Genomic DNA, 16,488 nt, shown 5'->3' with positions numbered 1-16,488 from the left:
CCCGGACGAGGCCGACAGATCCGGTTGAGGACCCGAGGTCAGTCAGAGGTTGAGTCAGACCTGCCCGGGAACCGCTCATGAACATCCTCACTGTCTGCGGTGGAAGGTCCCTGACGGACCGTCCGCAAGCTAGCCGCGGGCGCGCGGGGCGGGTATCCGGAACGCTCCGGATTGACCCGCCCCGGTCAGCCCGTCGAGGATGGTGACGGGCAGGGCGGCAGCTCCGGGCGGTCCAGGGTCCGCACCGCCGGCAGCCACGCCGTCGGCGCCGACGGGCCCCCGGGCAGGCGCACCCGGAACCACCGGGGCGACTGGGTGCCCATCTCGTCGACGATCGGCACCCCGTGGGGCTCCTCGCACTCCGCCTCCAGCACGTCCCCGTGCCACACCCGGGTCGCCACCACGTTCCCGGCCAGGTACGGCTCGCGCGGGTCGATCGCCAGGCCCAGGCTGCACTGCGGATCCCGGCCGGGCCGGGTCTGGCAGCCCGGGTCGGCGTTGTACACCCGCACGTGACCCCCCACCGGGGCGCTGCCGCCGGCGTCCGTCCAGCCCGCCGCCACCGTGCCCGCCACCGCCGCCCCGGACGCCAGCACGGCCGCCGCCGCGAGCGCCGCGGGCCCGTGGCGCCGCCGCCCGGGCCCACCCCCGCCCCGGTGGGCGCGGATGCGCGCGAGCAGGCTCTCGGCGCTGTGGACGGCGCGCTCGGCATGGGTGGGCGCCAGACAGTCGGCGGCCAGCGCCCGCCAGAACGGCGGCACCCCGTCCGCCATCCGCAGCGGCGCTCGCCGCTCCGCGTACTCCTGGGCGGCCGCCGCACGCGCCGCCGGGGTCGCGCCGGGGAACGGCGAGGCGCCGCGCGCGAACACCTCGTGCACGACGATGCCCAGCGCCCAGATGTCCCCGCTGGGGCGCACGGTGACGCCCTGCACGCCCAGCGGCGCCCGCCAGCGCTCGGGCGGCAGGTAGTCGAACGTGCCCATCGGCGGCGCGTGGCCGTGCGTGCCTCCGGTCCCGGTCAGCTCGGTCGCCAGCCCGAAGTCGGCGAGCAGGACCGAACCGTCGGCGGCCAGCAGCACGTTGTCGGGCTTCAGGTCGCCGTGCACCCACCCGGCGGCGTGCAGGTGGGCCAGACCCTCGCAGATCCCGGCGATCAGCGCGCCGCCCTCGGCCTCGGTCACCTCCGCCGAATCCAGCAGGTCGCGCAGGCTGCGCTCCGCGCGCTCCATCACCAGGACGATCGCGCCGTCCAGGAACGCGTCACCCTCCGCGCCGAGCCGGACGGTGTCCAGCAGGCGCACCAGCCGCGGGTGGCGGGTGCGGCGGGCGAACTCCACCTCACGACGCGCGGTTTCGGCGACCTTGGCGGCCTGGTTCGGCGTCAGCCCCGCGGTCGGCAGGACCTTCAGCGCGACCTCGGTGCCGTCCTCGTCACCGCCCTCGGCCGAGCGGCCCGCGTACACGCTGGCCCAGCCCCCGGCCGCGATCGGCCCGGTGACCTCCCAGCGCCCCACACGCCGGCCCGGCGGCAGCGGGTGCACGCTCAGGCACCGGCGGGGCCGACCGGGCCGCGCGGCGGCAGCAGCGCCAGGTGCTCCTCGCGCACCAGCCCGAACCGCAGCGCGATCGCCACGATCGCCTCCCGCTTGCCGTTGCGCCGCCCGCCCCGCTCCTCCGCCGGGGCGGCGATGCGCATCTTCTCCTCGGCCAGGTAGTCGATGTGCGAACTGACCGCACGCGCCGTCAGCCGCGCGCACGCCGGATGACCGGCCAGCCGCTCCACGATCCGCGGCGTCGTCGGCACCTCCAGCGGCGACTCGTCACGCAGCCGCGGCTCGCACAGCGCCACCAGCACCAGGAAGTACGTCGCCGTCTCGTCCAGCGAGTACGCGGTGACCGTCCGGGTGCCGCGCAGCGCGTCGCCGCCGAGCCCGTCCGGATCCAGGTAGACGTGGTCCGGCGCGAACACCTGGAACGCCAGCGTCCCGCCGCCGTGGGTCGGCAGCACCACGCGCGAGAACTCGAACGGGATCGGCGCCCCCGCCCGCCGCGGCGGCACCCGCAGGTACTCCCCGGCACCCTCCGGGTTCTCCACCAGATAGCTCTGGCTCGCACTGTGGTTGCTCAGCTGCCAGTGGTCCTCCGTCACCCGGATCTCCCCGGCCAGCCGCGACACCGCCGCGTCCGCCAGCGGCAGCTCCACCGGCACCGCCGCCGAACCCCGCCCGAACCGCGCCACCTGACCGGGCCCCAGCCGCAGCGTCACCGCCCCGGCACCGCCGTTGCCCGCAGGCGGCAGATACACGACGACGCCACTCATGCGCCCGCCTCGCCGCGCTCGGCGGCCGCTCCGCGAAACACGCACCCGTCAAAGGCTCGCTCGCTGCGCTCGCTCACGTGCCGCGCCCCCCTTCATCGCACCTCAGGGCGACGGTACACAACGTGCGGGCCCGATTGCGAAGCGTGTGCCGATCTCACGAACAGCCGCTACCGCCGCCGTCGCCCCCGCAACCGTCACCCCCGCCACCGAGGACGGTCACACCGCCCCCGCCGCCGTTCGTACCCCGCCGCCGGCGCCGCTTCGCCCCCGAGCGCACCAGATCGCCCGCCCCGAGCGTCACCGCCGCCACCGCCCGCACCCACCCCGGCCCGCCCCGCTGCGCCCACACGACGCACGCGCACCCGCCGACGACGAGCACCAGTACCGCCACCAGCACCACACCGACCATGTTCCCCAACCCCTCTGTCCGTTCCTGCACCACGGGTGGTCTTCCCGGATCCCCTGGTACGTGAACGAAACACTCGCTACAGGAATCTGATGTCACCGACGAACCGGTGCAATCCGCTTCAGGGCGGACTTTGACGTTCCGTTCCTACAGTGCCACCCAAGCCAACGACGTCAGCCACCCCCCGAAGGTTCACCCGCCGGACGTTCCCCTGCCGGCTCGCCTGCGCGGCAGCCCTTGTGCTGAGCGCGGCCACGGCGGCCGCACTGCTGCCGGCCGCCGTCCACGCCGCGGAGCCGGAGCCCCTGGCAACGCACGCCGGTGCGATGACCGGCCGGGAGTGCAGCCGGATCGACGCCCACTGGGCCCCGGCCCGGATGAAGCCGGCGGGCGCGATGGTCCCCGAGGTCGCCCCCGTGCCCGAGGGCGACCCGCGCGGGCCGGACATCCGGCGATAGGTAGTTGTTCGACATATGAAGAGCGATGGCTTATGTTCGTGACGTGGCCGTGGCACACCGTCAGCTGACCGACGGGCCCGCCACCGCCGATTCCCGTGTTCCCGTTCCGTGAGAGGAGCGCAGTGCACCGTCACGCCCGCACGCCCCGGACGCTCGGCGCCGGCATAGCCGCCGCCCTGAGCCTGGCCGCCCTGGCCACCTACGCCGCCCCGACGGCCACCGCCGACACCGCGCCCGCGCAGGCCCCCGGCGACCCCGTCCCCGGCGTCGTCGCCGGCCAGGACACCGCCGCCCCGCAGCTGGTCACCGGCCTCGCCGACCCCGCCCCCGGCAACCCGGCCGACGCCGCCCGCGCCCACCTGGCCGCCCACCGCGACCGCTACCAGGTCGACCCCGGGCAACTCGCCGAGGCCGGCACCGAGAGCAGCCCCGACGGCCGCCGCACCGTCCGCTTCCAGCAGAACGAGGGCGGCGTACCGGTGCTCGGCGCCCAGTACCTCGTCCACCTGGCCGGCGACGGCGCCGCCCAGCACGTCGAGTCGGCGGGCGGCAAGTACTTCACCGGCCTCACCGCCCCCACCACACCCACCGTCCCGGACGAGCTGCTGCGCACCGCCGCGATCGGCGCCCTGCCGGACGCCGCCCGCGCCAAGGCCACCGCCACCGACGCCGGCCTGGTGATCCTGCCCGACGGCGCCGGCCGCCTGACGAAGCACTACACCGTGCGCGGCGCCGACGCCGACGGCACCCCGCTGGCGCGCGACGTCTACGTGGATGCCAACGCCGGCGTCGTCGCCCTCGCCCACGACGCCCGCACCCCCTCCACCGCCACCGCGCGGCCCGAGGCCGTCGCGCCCAACGCGGCGGCCCCCGACCCGGCCCCGGCCACCGTCACCCCCGCCACCGGCACCGCCCCCGACGTCCACGGCAAGAGCGTGAACGTCAACATCGGCAAACTCGCCGACGGCACCTACCAGTTCACCGACCTCACCCGCCCCGCCGCGATCACCACCTACGACGCGGCCGGACGCGACGTCGGCGACTTCGGCGCCATCCCCGCCGACGCCCGCCCCGCGAGCTCCCCGACCCCCGACTTCCCGGCCGCCACCGGCACCGACGGCGCCACCGACGCGCACCTCAACGCCGGGATCGTCTACGACTTCTACCGCGACCGCCTGGGCCGCCTGGGCCTGGACGGCAAGAACGGCCCGATCGTCTCCGTCGTCGACGTCACCGCCGGCGGCCGTCCCTTCCCCAACGCCTACTGGGACGGCAGCAAGATGATCTACGGCAACGGCGGCGACAAGTACTATCCGTTCTCCGCCGCCCTCGACGTCTCCGCCCACGAGATGACCCACGGCGTCATCACCAACAGCGCCAACTTCGCCTACCTCGGCCAGTCCGGCGCCATGGACGAGGGCCTCGCCGACTACTTCGGCAACGCCATCGAGGTCACCGCCCGCGGCATCGCGATGAACGACCCCAGGGCCGCGCTGCTCGGCGAGGACCTGTGCCGCACCGGCACCCCCCAGGCCTGCGCCACCCGCCACCTCGACGACCGCCACACCACCGTCGACAACTACGTCGGCGCCTCCCTGGCCTCCGACAACGGCGGCGTGCACCTCAACTCCACCATCTTCAGCGGCGCCCTGTGGGACATCCGCCGCACCCTCGACCCGCTCACCGCCGACCGCGTCGTCTACCGCGCGCTCACCGAGTACATGACCCCGCTCGACGACTTCGTCGCCGGCCGCAACGCCGTCCTGGCCGCCGGCCGCGCCAGCGGCCTGACCCGCGCCCAGCTGCGGACCGTCGCCGACGCGTTCGACGCCCACGGCATCAAGGCCGGCTGGCAGCACAGGCTCGGCCTGGACAGCCGCGTCCTGCTCGGCGGCATCACCTCCACCATGGCCACCCCGGTGGTCGCCGACGGCCACTGGGTGATGCTGGGCAACACCGACGCCACCCGCAAGACCACCGCCCTGTACACCGGCACCGTCACCGGCGGCGCCACCCCCGTGCGCCTGAGCCCGGAGGACGGCCGGTACCACAGCTGGGCCGCCACCGACGGCACGAACGCGGCGTGGCTCGCCGTCGGCAAGGACGCCCAGGGCGTCTTCGGCTTCGAGCTGCTGAGCGCGCCGCTGACCGGCGCCGGCCCGGTGCGCAGCGTCTACCGCTCCACCGACCAGCAGCCCGCCAACATCCGGACGGCCGGCGGCGACATCGTCTACACGCTCCGGGACTTCGCCACCGACACCACCCGGATCCACGTCGTCCACGGCGACGGCTCCCCGGAGACCGTGATCCCGCTGCCCGCGGGCCACCAGGCCGGCAGCCTCGACCTGAACGGCGGCGTCCTCGCCTGGACCGAGGAGTGGACGTCCGGCCAGGACTACGTCACCGCGCCGACCGTGTACTCCCTGACCGAGGGCAAGGTCACCGCCCAGTACGCGCCCGCCGACCCGAAGATTTCCGCCGGCGCCGTCCGCCTGGCCGGCGGCCGCGTGCTGTGGGTCCAGACCCCCGACACCGGGCGCGCCACGATCCGCTCCGGCGCCCTGGACGGCTCCGGCGTCACCGACCTCCTGCCCGCCGGCTCCACGGCCCCCGAGCCGGCCGGCCTGACCGTCTCCGACCGCGCGGTCACCTACGTCACGCGCACCGGACGGGTCAACGACAACTGGACCAACGCGCAGACGGCCAAGCTGTGGCAGCTCCCGCTCACCGGCGGCACCCCCGAGCGGGTCTCCTGCGACCGCGGCTCCCAGGACACGCCCGCCGCCGACCGCGGCACCCGCGTCGTGTGGCTCGACGCCACCGCCGGGCGCACCGACCTCGTCACCCGCGAGCGCCCCGCCGGCGCTCAGTGCGCCAGCGAGTCCGCGCCGCGGTAACCCTCCGGGACCCCGTCGGCGAAGATCGCGTCGGCGTCCATGTGGCGGGTGCGCAGCGGGAGGATCTCCCGGTAGGCGGGGGAGTCGTACCACGCGCGCACCCGCTCCCGGTCGGGGAACTCGATGACGATGATGTCGGTTCCCCAACTCCCCTCGACCACCTCGACGTTCCCGCCGTGCACCACGAACCGGCCCCCGAACGGCTCCAGGGTGGCGTCGATGCGCTCCAGGTACTCCACGATGTCGGGCCCGAACTCCACCGACCTGACCTGGGCGATCGCGAACGCGCTCATCAATTCCTCCTCGGCCTACCGCCGTTGCTGTCTGCTGACATCGACGACGGTAGGCCGAACGCCTTTCTCCCGAATCCGTCACGCATAGGTACAGCGACTGATCACGGACCCCGTCGTCGTCCCCGACCCGACCGTGCCGCACCCCTTCCCGGACCAGCCGCGCGTGGTCCGGGCGGCGCCGTGATCGTGGTCGAGCACCCGACCTCCTGACCGGCCTGCTCGGGCGCGGCGACACCGTGATCGGCCACGACGTGTGGCTCGGCCACCGCACCGCCGCCGTGCACGGCGTGCGCATCGGCCCACGGCGGGATCGTCGCCGCCGATCGCCGCCCTGCCCCGGCCCTGACCGGCCCTGACCGGCCCCGGCCCTGACCGGCCACCGGAACGCCCCGCGGAGCCCGCGCAGCACGTCGGGTTCGGCTCCGGTTCACCCGGGGTTGCCGATGTGGCGCTTTGGTGTCGATTTGCTCTTTGACGTGCAGGGATGGAGTCGATAGCGTCCGGTTGATCATTTTCACGGCCGGCTCTGGGGGGCGTTGGCGTCTCCCCCGGCGTGTCCTTCCTCGGGAGAGTTCGTGCAACGCAGAATGCGAAGAGTGGCCTGGCCCGTGGGCCTGGCAGTGGCGATACCGGTGATCGCCGGCTCGGTCCCGGCGGTGACGGCCTCGGCTGCGGATGCCGTCGCACCGGCGGTGGTGGACGACTACTCCTACCCGGGCGCCGCGAAGGTCCTGGCGGACCGCAACATCACCCTCAAGGCGGGCGACGGGCACATCGTGCTCGCCGACTGCGCCTCGGGCCCCGGCCTGGTGGAGCTGTACAGCCGCTCCGCGAACCCGAGCCAGGTCTGCTTCAGGATCACCGGGCGGACGGGGTACCTGTCGCTGGAGATCCCGCAGATCTACAACATCAAGGGCGACGACCACGCGATCAAGGCCACGCTGAACACCGCGGGCACCGTCACCAGCGTCGACGTCAACAAGAACGCCTGGACCCCGGTCGGCGAGGGCGGCACCAGCGGCTCGACCACGCTGCTGGAGCTCAACGCCACGGACGGCCCCGCCACGACGGCCCCCGCCAGCACCTACCCCGCGGTCGGCGCCCTGAGGATCGGCCAGCCCGGCCACCCCGGCTCGCGCGCCTGCACCACGACCCTCGTCGACCCGCAGTGGGTGCTGTCGGCGGCCGCCTGCTTCGGCGACAAGCCCGCCGCCGGCGCGCCCGCGGCCCAGAGCACCGTGACGATCGGCGGCCGCACCATCCCGGTCGTCGAGATCGCCCCGCGCGCCGACCGCGACCTGGTGATGGCCCGCCTCGGCGCGCCGGTCTACGACATCGCCCCGATCGCCGTGTCCGCCACCGCGCCCGCCACCGGCGAGGACCTCACCGTCGCCGGCTACGGCCGCACCGCGACCACCTGGGTCCCCGACGCGCCCCACGCCGCCACCCTGACGGCCGCCGCCGTCACCGCCGGCGGCGTCGACCTCACCGCCAAGACCGCCGCCGACACCGTCTGCAAGGGCGACTCCGGCGCCCCGGCGCTGCGCACCGAGAACGGCAAGCCGGCGATCGCCGCCGTCACCAGCCGCGCCTGGCAGGGCGGCTGCCTCGGCGAGACCGAGACCCGCACCGGCGCCTCCGAGGCCCGCGTCGACGACCTCGCCTCCTGGGTGACGGCCACCGCCGCCTCCTCCGGCGTGCTGATCAAGCCCGGCACCAAGCTGACCGCCGGCCAGTCGATCACCGGCCCCGGCCTCAAGCTGACGATGCGTGCCGACGGCGACCTGGTGCTGACCCACCGCCAGGCCGACGGCGGCGTCCTGTGGGACAGCGCGACCGGCGGCAACAACGGCGCCTGGGCCTACATGCAGACCGACGGCAACTTCGTCGTCTACAAGGCCGACGGCAACCCCGCGGCCGGCACCGGCGGCCTGTGGGCCACCGGCACCTACTTCAACAACGGCGCCTACCTGAAGCTGCAGAACGACGGCAACTTCGTGCTCTACAAGGGCGACGGCGGCGAGGGCGCGGGCGGCGCGCTCTGGTCGACCAGCACCTTCCGCGGCGACGCCACCATCACCGGCAACACCCGCATGACGGCCGGCCAGTGGCGCGAGGGCCCCGCCTCCGTCCTGGAGGTCCAGAAGGACGGCAACGTCGTCCTCTACCGCCGCAGCGACGGCCAGGCCCTGTGGGCCAGCAACACCGTGAACAACCCGGGCGCGTGGGCGTTCATGCAGACCGACGGCAACTTCGTCGTCTACAGGGCCGACGGCAACCCCTCGGCCGGCACCGGCGGCCTGTGGGCCAGCGGCACCTACATGTTCGGCGGCAGCCACCTCAAGCTCCAGGGCGACGGCAAGCTCGTCATGTTCAAGAGCGGCGACGAGACCCTCGCCACCACCGTCTGGACCAACGCCACCCTGCGCCCGATCACCACGCTCAACCAGGGCCAGCGCCTGAACTCCAAGACCACCTGGCTGGAGATGCAGTGGGACGGCAACCTCGTCCTGCACCGCAACAGCGACGGCGCCACGCTGTGGCAGAGCAACACCACCGGCTGGGGCAACTTCCTGAAGATCCAGCAGGACGGCAACGCCGTGGTCTACAAGTCCGACGGCACCACCGGCCTGTGGGCCTCGGGCACCTTCTGGTCCGGCGGCGCCTACCTGAAGGTCCAGGACGACGGCAACCTCGTCGTCTACAAGGCCGACGGCGGCGAGGGCATCGGCGGCGCCATCTGGAGCAGCAACACCTTCGTCAATTGACGTCCGATCCCCGGGCTACGGCCCGGGGATCCCTACCACGGTCGTCTGACCGTCCCGGTGGGTTCCTGCTTCTTCGCGCGGTGCCGGGACGGGTCCCGGTCTTACCTGCGCTCGACAGGCTGTCACCGCCGGTCCGGCGGCCTTGGCGATGTTGACGGCGGCGTTGATGTCCCGGTCCAGCCACACGAGGCATGCCCGGCACTGCCAGATGCGGATGTGCAGGGGTTGGGGACCGTCCTTGACGCCGCAGTGGCCACCTCGGCGAGCCACGCCGACCACCGGGCCGAAGCCTGGTGCACTGCGATCGGACCGGTAGCAGTACCGGGCAGTGCCAAGCCCTGTTCCTCCGCTCCGGCGGGGGAACAGGGCTCTCTCCGGCTCAGCCCAGCAGGCGCAGCCGGGTGGCGGCGATGCCGACGCGCACGGTCTGGCCCCACGCGAGGTCGAGGGCGTCCGACTCGATGCCGTCGCCGAAGGCCACCAGGTGCTCGGACTCCACCGTCAGCGCCAACTGCCGCCCGCCGTCCAGCAGTCCGTGGACCCGGGAGGTGCCGGTGGCCGGGGACGGCCAGGCCTCGCGGACGAACCAGGCCAGCGCCGGGGCGTCCGGCGCGGGCAGGGCGAGCGGCCCGCCGCGCTCCAGCCACGCCGAGCGGCACCAGCCGGTGGCGCCCGTCCCGGTGCCCACCAGGACGCCCGAGGACGCCTGCGCCTCGGCGGCGTCCCCGACCGTCAGGCGGTAGCGGGCCGTCTGGTGGCCCGGCTGGCCGACGTACACCTCGTTGAGCGCGAGCAGCCGCTGGCCGTCGTCCGCGACCGCCTCGACCATCGTCCGCTCCTCCACCGCCCCGCCCCCGCCCGGCACCGCCCGCAGCAGCGGCCCCAGGGCGCGGGCGCGGTGGCGCACCAGCACCCCCGGGTTGCGCCCCGGTTCGGCGTCCACGCCGATCACCGGCTGCCCGGCCAGGTACTTCGCCGCGTTCGCCACCAGCCCGTCCTGGCCGACCACGACCACCACGTCCCCCGGCTCGAACAGGAACCGCGGCAGGTCCGCCCGCTCCACCCGGGTGCGCCGCCACTCCAGCGGTACGGCCGCCGCCGCCTCGGCCAGCGCCGCGCCCTGGCGCAGGTGGCGCTCCTCGACCTCCTCGGCCGAGCGGCCCCGGGAGGCCAGGAAGAACGCCGCCTGCCCGGGCGTGCCGTGGCGGGCCACCAGTTCCTCGTACTCGGTGCGCCGGTGCACCAGCACCACGCGCGGGGCGAGCGTCACCGGTCCGCCCCCGCAGCGCCGGGCGCGCCCAGGCGGGCCAGCAGCCCGGTCAGCACGTCCGGGGTGAGCGTCACGCTGTCGATGCGCGGCAGGTGCCCGGCCAGCCGCATCAGTGCCAGCGCCCGCAGTACCGCCGGGTCCGCCTGCTGGTGGGCGCCCAGCCAGGCGGCCTCCGCCGCCGCCCGGGCCTCGCCCAGTTCGCGCGCGGCCTCGGCCTCGGCGGTGGCCAGGCGGGTGCGGCGCAGCGCCTCGGCGTCGGCGCGCACCCGGTCGGCGACGGCCTCCTCCTCGGCCTCAAGGCGCCGGTTGGCGCCCTGCCGGGCGAGCAGCTGCTCCTCGCGGCGGGCGAGTTCGATGCGGTTGGCGAGCTCGTTCTCGGCGATGCCGCGTTCGTGCTCGACGGCCACCGCGCGGCGCTCGAAGGTCGCCCGGTCGGCCTCCTGCTGCACGAGTTCGCGGGCCGGGGTGCGCAGCGCCCGTTCCACCTCGGGTTCGGGCCGCAGTGCCACCACGCGCACGGCGATGACGGCGAGTCCGGTCTCGGTCAGGCGCGGTTCGCCGGCCAGGCCGTGCGCCATGCGCTCGCGCACGGCGTCGACGCCGTCGGCGAGGGCGGCGGCGAGCGGGGTGCGGGCGAGCAGGCCGAGGGCGTGCTGCTGGGCGGTCTCGGTGAGCAGGGTGGCCAGCTGGTCCAGCGGCGCGGCCCGCCAGGCGCCGCTGTCGGGGTCGATGCCGAAGTCGACGCGGGCGGCGGCGGTGGCGGGTTCGGTGATGCGGTAGGTGAGGGTGGCCTGGACGGTGACGTCCTGGAAGTCGGCGGTGCGGGCGTGGAACAGCATGGCGAGCTCGCGGTCGTCCACCGGGACCTCGGAGATCGCGGCGGTCAGCGGCCGGAACCAGAACGCCAGGCCGGTGCCGTCGTGGGCGACTTTGCCGCGGCGCAGGTGGCGGATGTGCGCGGTGGGAACGGCGCGCAGGTGGCGCATGCCGAGGCGCCTGGTGATGTCGGCCATGGTGGAACCCCTTTTCGTCATCTCGACGATATTGGACCGCCCGCCTTCTCGTCAATCCGACGAGAAGGCGGGTGGCGGGGTCGGGGGCCGGTCAGCGGTGACTGGGGAACTGCACCACCTGCTGGTAGGTCGGGCGGTTCTGCCAGGTGCTCTTGGCATCGGTGACGCCGCCGAGCGGCCGCTGGATGACGGTGTCGGCGCACCACTGGTCGCCGGCCGCGCAGTCGCCGTCGCCCGGGTAGACCTGGGCCGGGCTCTGGGCGGCCGCCTGCTTGAGGGTGTTCAGCAGGACGGTCCGGCAGGCCGCGAGGTCGCCGCCGCCGCAGAACGGGCGGGCCGGCGGGCCGGCGACGCCGTCGCCGAGGACGGCGCGCAGGTCCTTGTCCAGGTAGCTCCACCAGCCGTACTGGAACGACGAACCCTTGTGCGGGATGGCCTCGTTGGCGCTGACCGGGCCGCTCCCGCCGCTGTGGCCCGAGGGGGACTCGTCGATCTGCAGCGCCCCGGTGAGCGCGGTGAACAGCTGGTCGCCCAGGCCCGGGCGCATCACGCCGTCGGCCAGCAGCGGCCACCACGCGTCCATGACGCGGATCGCGTTTGCGTCCGCGTACGCCCCGCTGCCGGGCGAACTCTCGTGCCGCGTACCGCCGTCGGCCAGCCACGCCTCCAGGTTCTGCAGCGCGGCCAAGGCGGCGGGGTCGGTGACGGGGGCGCTGCGCAGGACGCGGATCAGATCGGGCAGGACGTCCTCGGCGCGCAGGTCGGTGAGGGCCGCGCCCTCCATGGCCCGGGTGAGCGCGACCCGGCTCACCTTCCCCTGCTGCACCAGGGACTTGACGCGGGCGTCCAGCAGGTTGGCGCGGTGCACCGAGCCGTTGCCGAAGCCGGCCGCCGTGTAGCCGGTGGCCTGCTTGTTGTTCCAGGAGACGTAGTAGTCCTGGTTCACGGACTGCGGGTGCTCGGCCGGCGGGGTGTAGCGGGCGGTGTTGCCCGCGGGGTCGAACCCGGCCCACTCGTAGGCGGGTCGGGCGAGCACCGGCAGGCCCGGGTCGACGCCCGGCGCGCGCACCGGGTTGGACCCGGAGTCGTAGTAGGCGATGTCGCGCGAGTCGGCGTAGAACCAGTTGAACGTGTAGTTGATGTCCTGCGCCGCCTGCTGGAAGCTCGCCGCGTCGTGCACCGCCGTCGGGTCGTTGAACTCCTGGAAGCCGATGATGGAATCGGCCTCGTGCCGGTAGGTGGAGCGCAGCGAGGTGAACGCCACCGGCGCCCCGCCGACCGTGCCGCGGGCGCTCACCAGGCCGTAGTTCGTGCGGTACGACACCAGCGTGTAGGAGCCGGCCGGGGTGGAGTCGGCGGTGGTCGGGCTCCACGCGTCCTTGCGCTCCAGGCGCTCGAACGGCGTACACGTTCCGTGCCAGAGGTAGGAGTTGGACGCGGTCGTCACCGGCGACCCGTCGGTCGTGCACAGCGGCACGGCGTAGGTGTCGGTGATGTCCTGCCCGGCCGAGGTGGCGCTCCACGCGTAGTCCTGTCCGCGCCCGAGCTCCACGTAGAAGCTCAGGCCCGCGAACGCCGCGCCGCGCGCGCTGATGCCCGGGCCCTGCAGCTCCTCCAGCATGAGCAGCTGCGGCGCGAAGTAGCCGGTCTGCGGGCCGAACACCGCCACCGGGTGCCCGTCGTCGGTGTGCGCGCCGGAGACCAGCAGCGCGTTCGACATGCCGTGCTTGGCGCTGAGCAGGTTGCCCGGCAGCACGCCCCCGGCACTGGTCGTCGCCGTCTGCGCGGACCCGGTGGCGTCGTAGACCTCCGGCTCGCTCACCACCGACCCCGGGTCGGGCATCGCGACGCCCTGCGGGTCGTCGGGCACCGTCGCGTACGGGAACGTCTGCCCGTCGTGCAGGGTCTGGACGGCCTCCGGGTCCTCCGCCTCGCGCAGCGAGCGCCACACCGCGTCGCCGGCGTCCTTGCCGTAGCGCGCCTCGGCGGCCGACTTGACCTGCGCGGAGGCGAGTTCACCGCCGCCGCCGGAGCCGAACAGCGCGCCGATGACGGAGGCGAGGGCCACGAGGTCGGTCAGGGTGAACGGCGCGATCGACCCGGCGTTGGTGATCGGGTCCACGTGCCCCGTCAGGTCGTACTCGCCGGGGAACGTACGGGAGTCGTACGCCTGCTGGATGTACTTGTTGATCCCGTCGAGGTACGCCGAGGCGTCCGCCAGCGCCTGCGCCGCCCGCCCGCCGCGCGAGGACAGGACGTCGATCTGCTGCTGCAGCTCGGCCTCGGTGTACGGCGCCGCGCGCCAGAACGTCTGCTCCAGCTGCCGGTTGGCCGCCGCGCCGCCCGCGAAACCGGACAGCTCGCCGCGCCCGACGTGCCGGAACAGGTCCATCACCCACAGCCGGTCCTGCGCGGCCGCGTAGCCCGCGCCGAACTCGGTGCCGTAACGGGTGGTGCCGGTGACGTGCGGCACGCCGGTCGCCTTGTCGCGCACGATCGTCACGTCGGAACGCGGACTGGCCGTGCTCGCGACCTGGTCCGCCGGCACGCCGAACGACGCGTCGTTGAAGAAGCTCCGCAGCCCGGCCTCCGTCAGGCCCGGGTAGCCGGAGGCGAGCGAGGCGTACGGGCCGAGCTGGTCGTCGGTGTGGGCCGGGCGGGTGCCGAACACCCGGTTCACCAGGATCTCGGCGAGCGTGGCGTTGCCGTTCTCACCGGGCGGCAGGATGTCGTTGCAGCGGCCAGCGCAGTAGTCGGCCGCCGCCGCGGTGGCGGGCGCGGCGGCGGTGGGGGTGGTGGCGAGCGCGGGCACGAGGAGCAGCGCCACCGCCAGTACGGCGGCGAGCAGCCGGGGGAGGGGTAGGGGGACGTGGGGGCGTCGGGGCACGTCGAGCTCCTGGGTGGGGAAGCTGCGGGGGCCTCGACGGTAAGGGGGTTACCGGCCGGTTTTCTAGTGGCGTGCATGCCACTTCACCGTTTTCCCACCAAGCTTGACGATAAGTCAGTTACTCGGAAACACCATCTCCGTCAGCAGCAGGGGCGCCGGGAGACGGTCCCCGATCAGCGCCGCCAGGCGCCGGGCCTCCGCCTCCGTGAAGCTCCCGGAGATCACCGCCTCGCCGCCCGTCCCCGCACAGCCGCCGAGCGGCACCGCACACGCCGCCACCAGGACCCCCCTGCCACCACGCGTCGCACCCATGCCGCACGGTGTCGACCCGACAGCCCTGTGTTCCGGCCGACTCGACCCGACTGTGACCGACCTATCTGCCTTTGACCGGATTCGTTCAATCCCGCCCGGGGTACGGTCGTGCGAAAGGTGCCGGACGGCGGCACGGGCGGGGGACTCGGAAGGCCGGGACAGTGCTGATCGTGCTCGTTCTGTTCGTCGCGGGCGCCGGCCTGCTGCTGCTCGGCGTCCACAAGCTGCACGCCGCCGTGCCCACCTGCTACGGCAAACCCATGTCGCCCGGCGACATCTGCGAGCCCCACACCACCGGCTCGTTCTCCGAGGGCATGCCCGGACCCCAGACCTCCACCTACCGCGAGCAGCTGGACAACCTCACCAGCGGCGGCTGGACGGCGATCGTCATCGGCGCGGTCCTGCTCGCGCTCGCCGTCGTGCTCGCGATCTCCTTCAGCGCCTCCACCCTCCGCGAGCGGCGCGACTGATCTCCCCCATGGCTGCCGTGGTGCGCGCAACGCTGCCCGGCCTGCGCGCACCACGTCCCCCGTCGGCGGCTCAGCCCTCCTCCCACCACACGCTCGGCGGGTTGGTGGCCTTCTGCAGCCCGTCACCGCTGTTGCAGCGCGCGACCGAGAAATCACCCCGGTTCACCCACGGCCCCTCGACGTCGTACGGCACGCCCGCGTGCACGCAGCCGATGACCACGTGGGACACGTCGTACCCGGGACACATCGTCGACCCGCTGTTCCCGGTCCACTGCCGGTAGCACGGCGGCATGGCATCCGCCGTCCCCGCACCGGCGAACTGCACCCCCGCCACGCCGACGAGCATCAACCCGGCCGACACCGCCCCGACGACCCTGCTGCGCACACCCATCCCCATCCCCAGACACCTCCGCCGAGAAAGCTGAAATGAACGGACTTGGGAACACGATGCATCCTGGCTGATAGCCCGTCAATGCCCGTGGCGCACCTGGCGCATATCCGCTCGAGCGTCGTGCGGCGGTTAGGGGAAGGCCGGCCCGGTCAGTGCGCCTGCGAGGCCACGAAGCCGTTCAAGTCCGTGAGAGCGAAGGAGAGTTGGCCCGCGCTCAGCTTCTGCCCCATCGCGCTGCCGGCGAGGAAGTAGCCGAGGGTCGCCTGGCAGGTGCTCGCCGCGCCCGGCCCGGGCACCGCGCAGCCGACCGACTGCGCCGTCCCGCCGATGCCCGCGAGGGTGACCAGGGCGAACACCTGCCCCGGCGGCGTCCCGGCCGGCGCCTGCGCGCTGGCGGCGAGGTTCGGCTCCCGCGTGCCCGCCGGGACGGACACCGCCGACGCGTACAGGTTCGGATCCCCGGTGCGCACGGCGTGCACGACGTCCGCGGCCTGCCGCGGCGGCGCCAGGCACTGCCCACCCCGCGCGGCCTGCGGGATGAACGGGCAGGCCAGGTCGACGTCGGTCTGCGCGCCGCCGCTGTCGAAGACGGCCTGCACGAGCTCGGAGTACGAGGCGCCGAGCGGATCCGCCGTGTGCGGGCCCGGGTGGACGTACACCTGCTCGCCGCCGTCCGCGGCGAAGAACACGACGTCGCACGTCCAGCCGGCCGGCGCGACCACGTACTGCGCGTCACCGGGGTACCGGGCGCCGTACACCGCCGCGCCCGGCGGCAGGTTCACCCCGTCCGGGAGCGTGACCTGCGCCGCGAGCGCCTTGAGCGGCGGCAGCCCGGGCCCGGTCGACGCGTCCGGACACGCCTGCACCGTCACCGTCCGTGGCCCACCGCTCCCGGCGGCCACCGCCGGCGCGGCCCCGCAGACGGCGGCCGCCAACCCCGCCGCCACGACGACCCCCGCTCGCGAACCGATCGTGCGACGCATGCGCGCACCTCCCTGGATGT

13 protein-coding genes and 2 pseudogenes are annotated in these 16,488 nt (G+C 74.1%); 5 read left to right on the top strand and 10 right to left on the bottom strand.

From position 1 onward, the window contains the following. Positions 1-185: 185 nt before the first annotated feature. The 3 genes from AB0C76_RS30980 to AB0C76_RS30970 all read right to left on the bottom strand — a co-directional run bounded on the left by AB0C76_RS30980 (position 186) and on the right by AB0C76_RS30970 (position 2,729). Entirely contained in the window at positions 186-1,541 is a 1,356-nt protein-coding gene (locus AB0C76_RS30980; protein WP_359971934.1) for a serine/threonine-protein kinase, read from the bottom strand. Positions 1,542-1,543: 2 nt separating this feature from the next. Further along, the gene (locus AB0C76_RS30975) at positions 1,544-2,320 is read right to left on the bottom strand and encodes a serine/threonine protein kinase (protein ID WP_359971932.1); all 777 of its coding nucleotides are present in this window, start codon (positions 2,318-2,320) and stop codon (positions 1,544-1,546) included. Positions 2,321-2,474: 154 nt separating this feature from the next. Then, positions 2,475-2,729, bottom strand: coding sequence for a hypothetical protein (locus AB0C76_RS30970; RefSeq protein ID WP_359971930.1), 255 nt, complete (start codon positions 2,727-2,729; stop codon positions 2,475-2,477). 236 nt (positions 2,730-2,965) lie between these two features. On the opposite strand from AB0C76_RS30970, the gene AB0C76_RS30965 reads away from it, so the two are divergent. Continuing rightward, positions 2,966-3,184, top strand: a complete 219-nt coding sequence (locus tag AB0C76_RS30965; protein WP_359971928.1) for a hypothetical protein — start codon at positions 2,966-2,968, stop codon at positions 3,182-3,184. 122 nt (positions 3,185-3,306) lie between these two features. Further along, positions 3,307-6,081 (top strand): M4 family metallopeptidase, encoded by a 2,775-nt coding sequence (locus AB0C76_RS30960; protein WP_359971926.1) that lies wholly within the window; start codon positions 3,307-3,309, stop codon positions 6,079-6,081. Here AB0C76_RS30960 and AB0C76_RS30955 read toward each other — a convergent pair. After that, positions 6,051-6,374, bottom strand: coding sequence for a DUF1330 domain-containing protein (locus AB0C76_RS30955; RefSeq protein ID WP_359971924.1), 324 nt, complete (start codon positions 6,372-6,374; stop codon positions 6,051-6,053). The genes AB0C76_RS30960 and AB0C76_RS30955 overlap by 31 nt on opposite strands. A 200-nt stretch (positions 6,375-6,574) precedes the next feature. On the opposite strand from AB0C76_RS30955, the pseudogene AB0C76_RS30950 reads away from it, so the two are divergent. Both AB0C76_RS30950 and AB0C76_RS30945 read left to right on the top strand, forming a co-directional pair. Then, positions 6,575-6,695 (top strand): annotated as a pseudogene (locus AB0C76_RS30950) (antibiotic acetyltransferase); the annotation flags it as partial. Between the two features lie 275 nt (positions 6,696-6,970). After that, complete coding sequence (locus AB0C76_RS30945; RefSeq protein WP_359971922.1) at positions 6,971-9,142, top strand: trypsin-like serine protease; 2,172 nt, start codon at positions 6,971-6,973, stop codon at positions 9,140-9,142. A gap of 15 nt (positions 9,143-9,157) precedes the next feature. Here the strand turns inward: AB0C76_RS30945 and AB0C76_RS30940 are convergent. The 4 genes and pseudogenes from AB0C76_RS30940 to AB0C76_RS30925 all read right to left on the bottom strand — a co-directional run. Then, a pseudogene (locus tag AB0C76_RS30940) lies at positions 9,158-9,391 on the bottom strand (zinc ribbon domain-containing protein); the annotation flags it as partial. A 130-nt stretch (positions 9,392-9,521) separates the two neighbouring features. Further along, positions 9,522-10,412, bottom strand: coding sequence for a hypothetical protein (locus AB0C76_RS30935; protein ID WP_359971920.1), 891 nt, complete (start codon positions 10,410-10,412; stop codon positions 9,522-9,524). Then, the gene (locus tag AB0C76_RS30930) at positions 10,409-11,425 is read right to left on the bottom strand and encodes an SPFH domain-containing protein (RefSeq protein ID WP_359971918.1); all 1,017 of its coding nucleotides are present in this window, start codon (positions 11,423-11,425) and stop codon (positions 10,409-10,411) included. The genes AB0C76_RS30935 and AB0C76_RS30930 overlap by 4 nt, the downstream gene beginning before the upstream one ends. A 91-nt stretch (positions 11,426-11,516) precedes the next feature. Then, on the bottom strand, positions 11,517-14,237 hold the full coding sequence (locus AB0C76_RS30925) for a penicillin acylase family protein (protein WP_359971937.1): 2,721 nt from the start codon (positions 14,235-14,237) through the stop codon (positions 11,517-11,519). 557 nt (positions 14,238-14,794) lie between these two features. Here AB0C76_RS30925 and AB0C76_RS30920 point away from each other — a divergent pair. Next, complete coding sequence (locus AB0C76_RS30920) at positions 14,795-15,094, top strand: hypothetical protein (protein ID WP_359971916.1); 300 nt, start codon at positions 14,795-14,797, stop codon at positions 15,092-15,094. 70 nt (positions 15,095-15,164) lie between these two features. On the opposite strand, the gene AB0C76_RS30915 is transcribed toward AB0C76_RS30920, so the two are convergent. Beyond that, positions 15,165-15,491 carry a hypothetical protein gene (locus tag AB0C76_RS30915; RefSeq protein ID WP_359971915.1) on the bottom strand — a complete coding sequence of 109 codons (327 nt, stop codon included), beginning with the start codon at positions 15,489-15,491 and terminating at the stop codon, positions 15,165-15,167. Between the two features lie 143 nt (positions 15,492-15,634). After that, positions 15,635-16,468, bottom strand: a complete 834-nt coding sequence (locus AB0C76_RS30910) for a hypothetical protein (protein WP_359971913.1) — start codon at positions 16,466-16,468, stop codon at positions 15,635-15,637. Positions 16,469-16,488: the final 20 nt, after the last annotated feature.

It is taken from the genome of Kitasatospora sp. NPDC048722, assembly GCF_040650235.1.
Classification (GTDB): Bacteria; Actinomycetota; Actinomycetes; order Streptomycetales; family Streptomycetaceae; genus Kitasatospora.
Note: the sequence above shows the minus strand (reverse complement) of the source record. Positions and strands in the feature narration are given on the sequence as shown.

Excerpts from the sequence above, each read along its gene's own strand:
- AB0C76_RS30975 (WP_359971932.1), bottom strand. The coding sequence starts at position 2,320 with ATGAGTGGCGTCGTCGTGTATCTGCCGCCTGCGGGCAACGGCGGTGCC.
- AB0C76_RS30970 (WP_359971930.1), bottom strand. The coding sequence starts at position 2,729 with ATGGTCGGTGTGGTGCTGGTGGCGGTACTGGTGCTCGTCGTCGGCGGG.
- AB0C76_RS30955 (WP_359971924.1), bottom strand. The coding sequence starts at position 6,374 with ATGAGCGCGTTCGCGATCGCCCAGGTCAGGTCGGTGGAGTTCGGGCCC.
- AB0C76_RS30930 (WP_359971918.1), bottom strand. The coding sequence starts at position 11,425 with ATGGCCGACATCACCAGGCGCCTCGGCATGCGCCACCTGCGCGCCGTT.
- AB0C76_RS30915 (WP_359971915.1), bottom strand. The coding sequence starts at position 15,491 with ATGGGGATGGGTGTGCGCAGCAGGGTCGTCGGGGCGGTGTCGGCCGGG.
- AB0C76_RS30910 (WP_359971913.1), bottom strand. The coding sequence starts at position 16,468 with ATGCGTCGCACGATCGGTTCGCGAGCGGGGGTCGTCGTGGCGGCGGGG.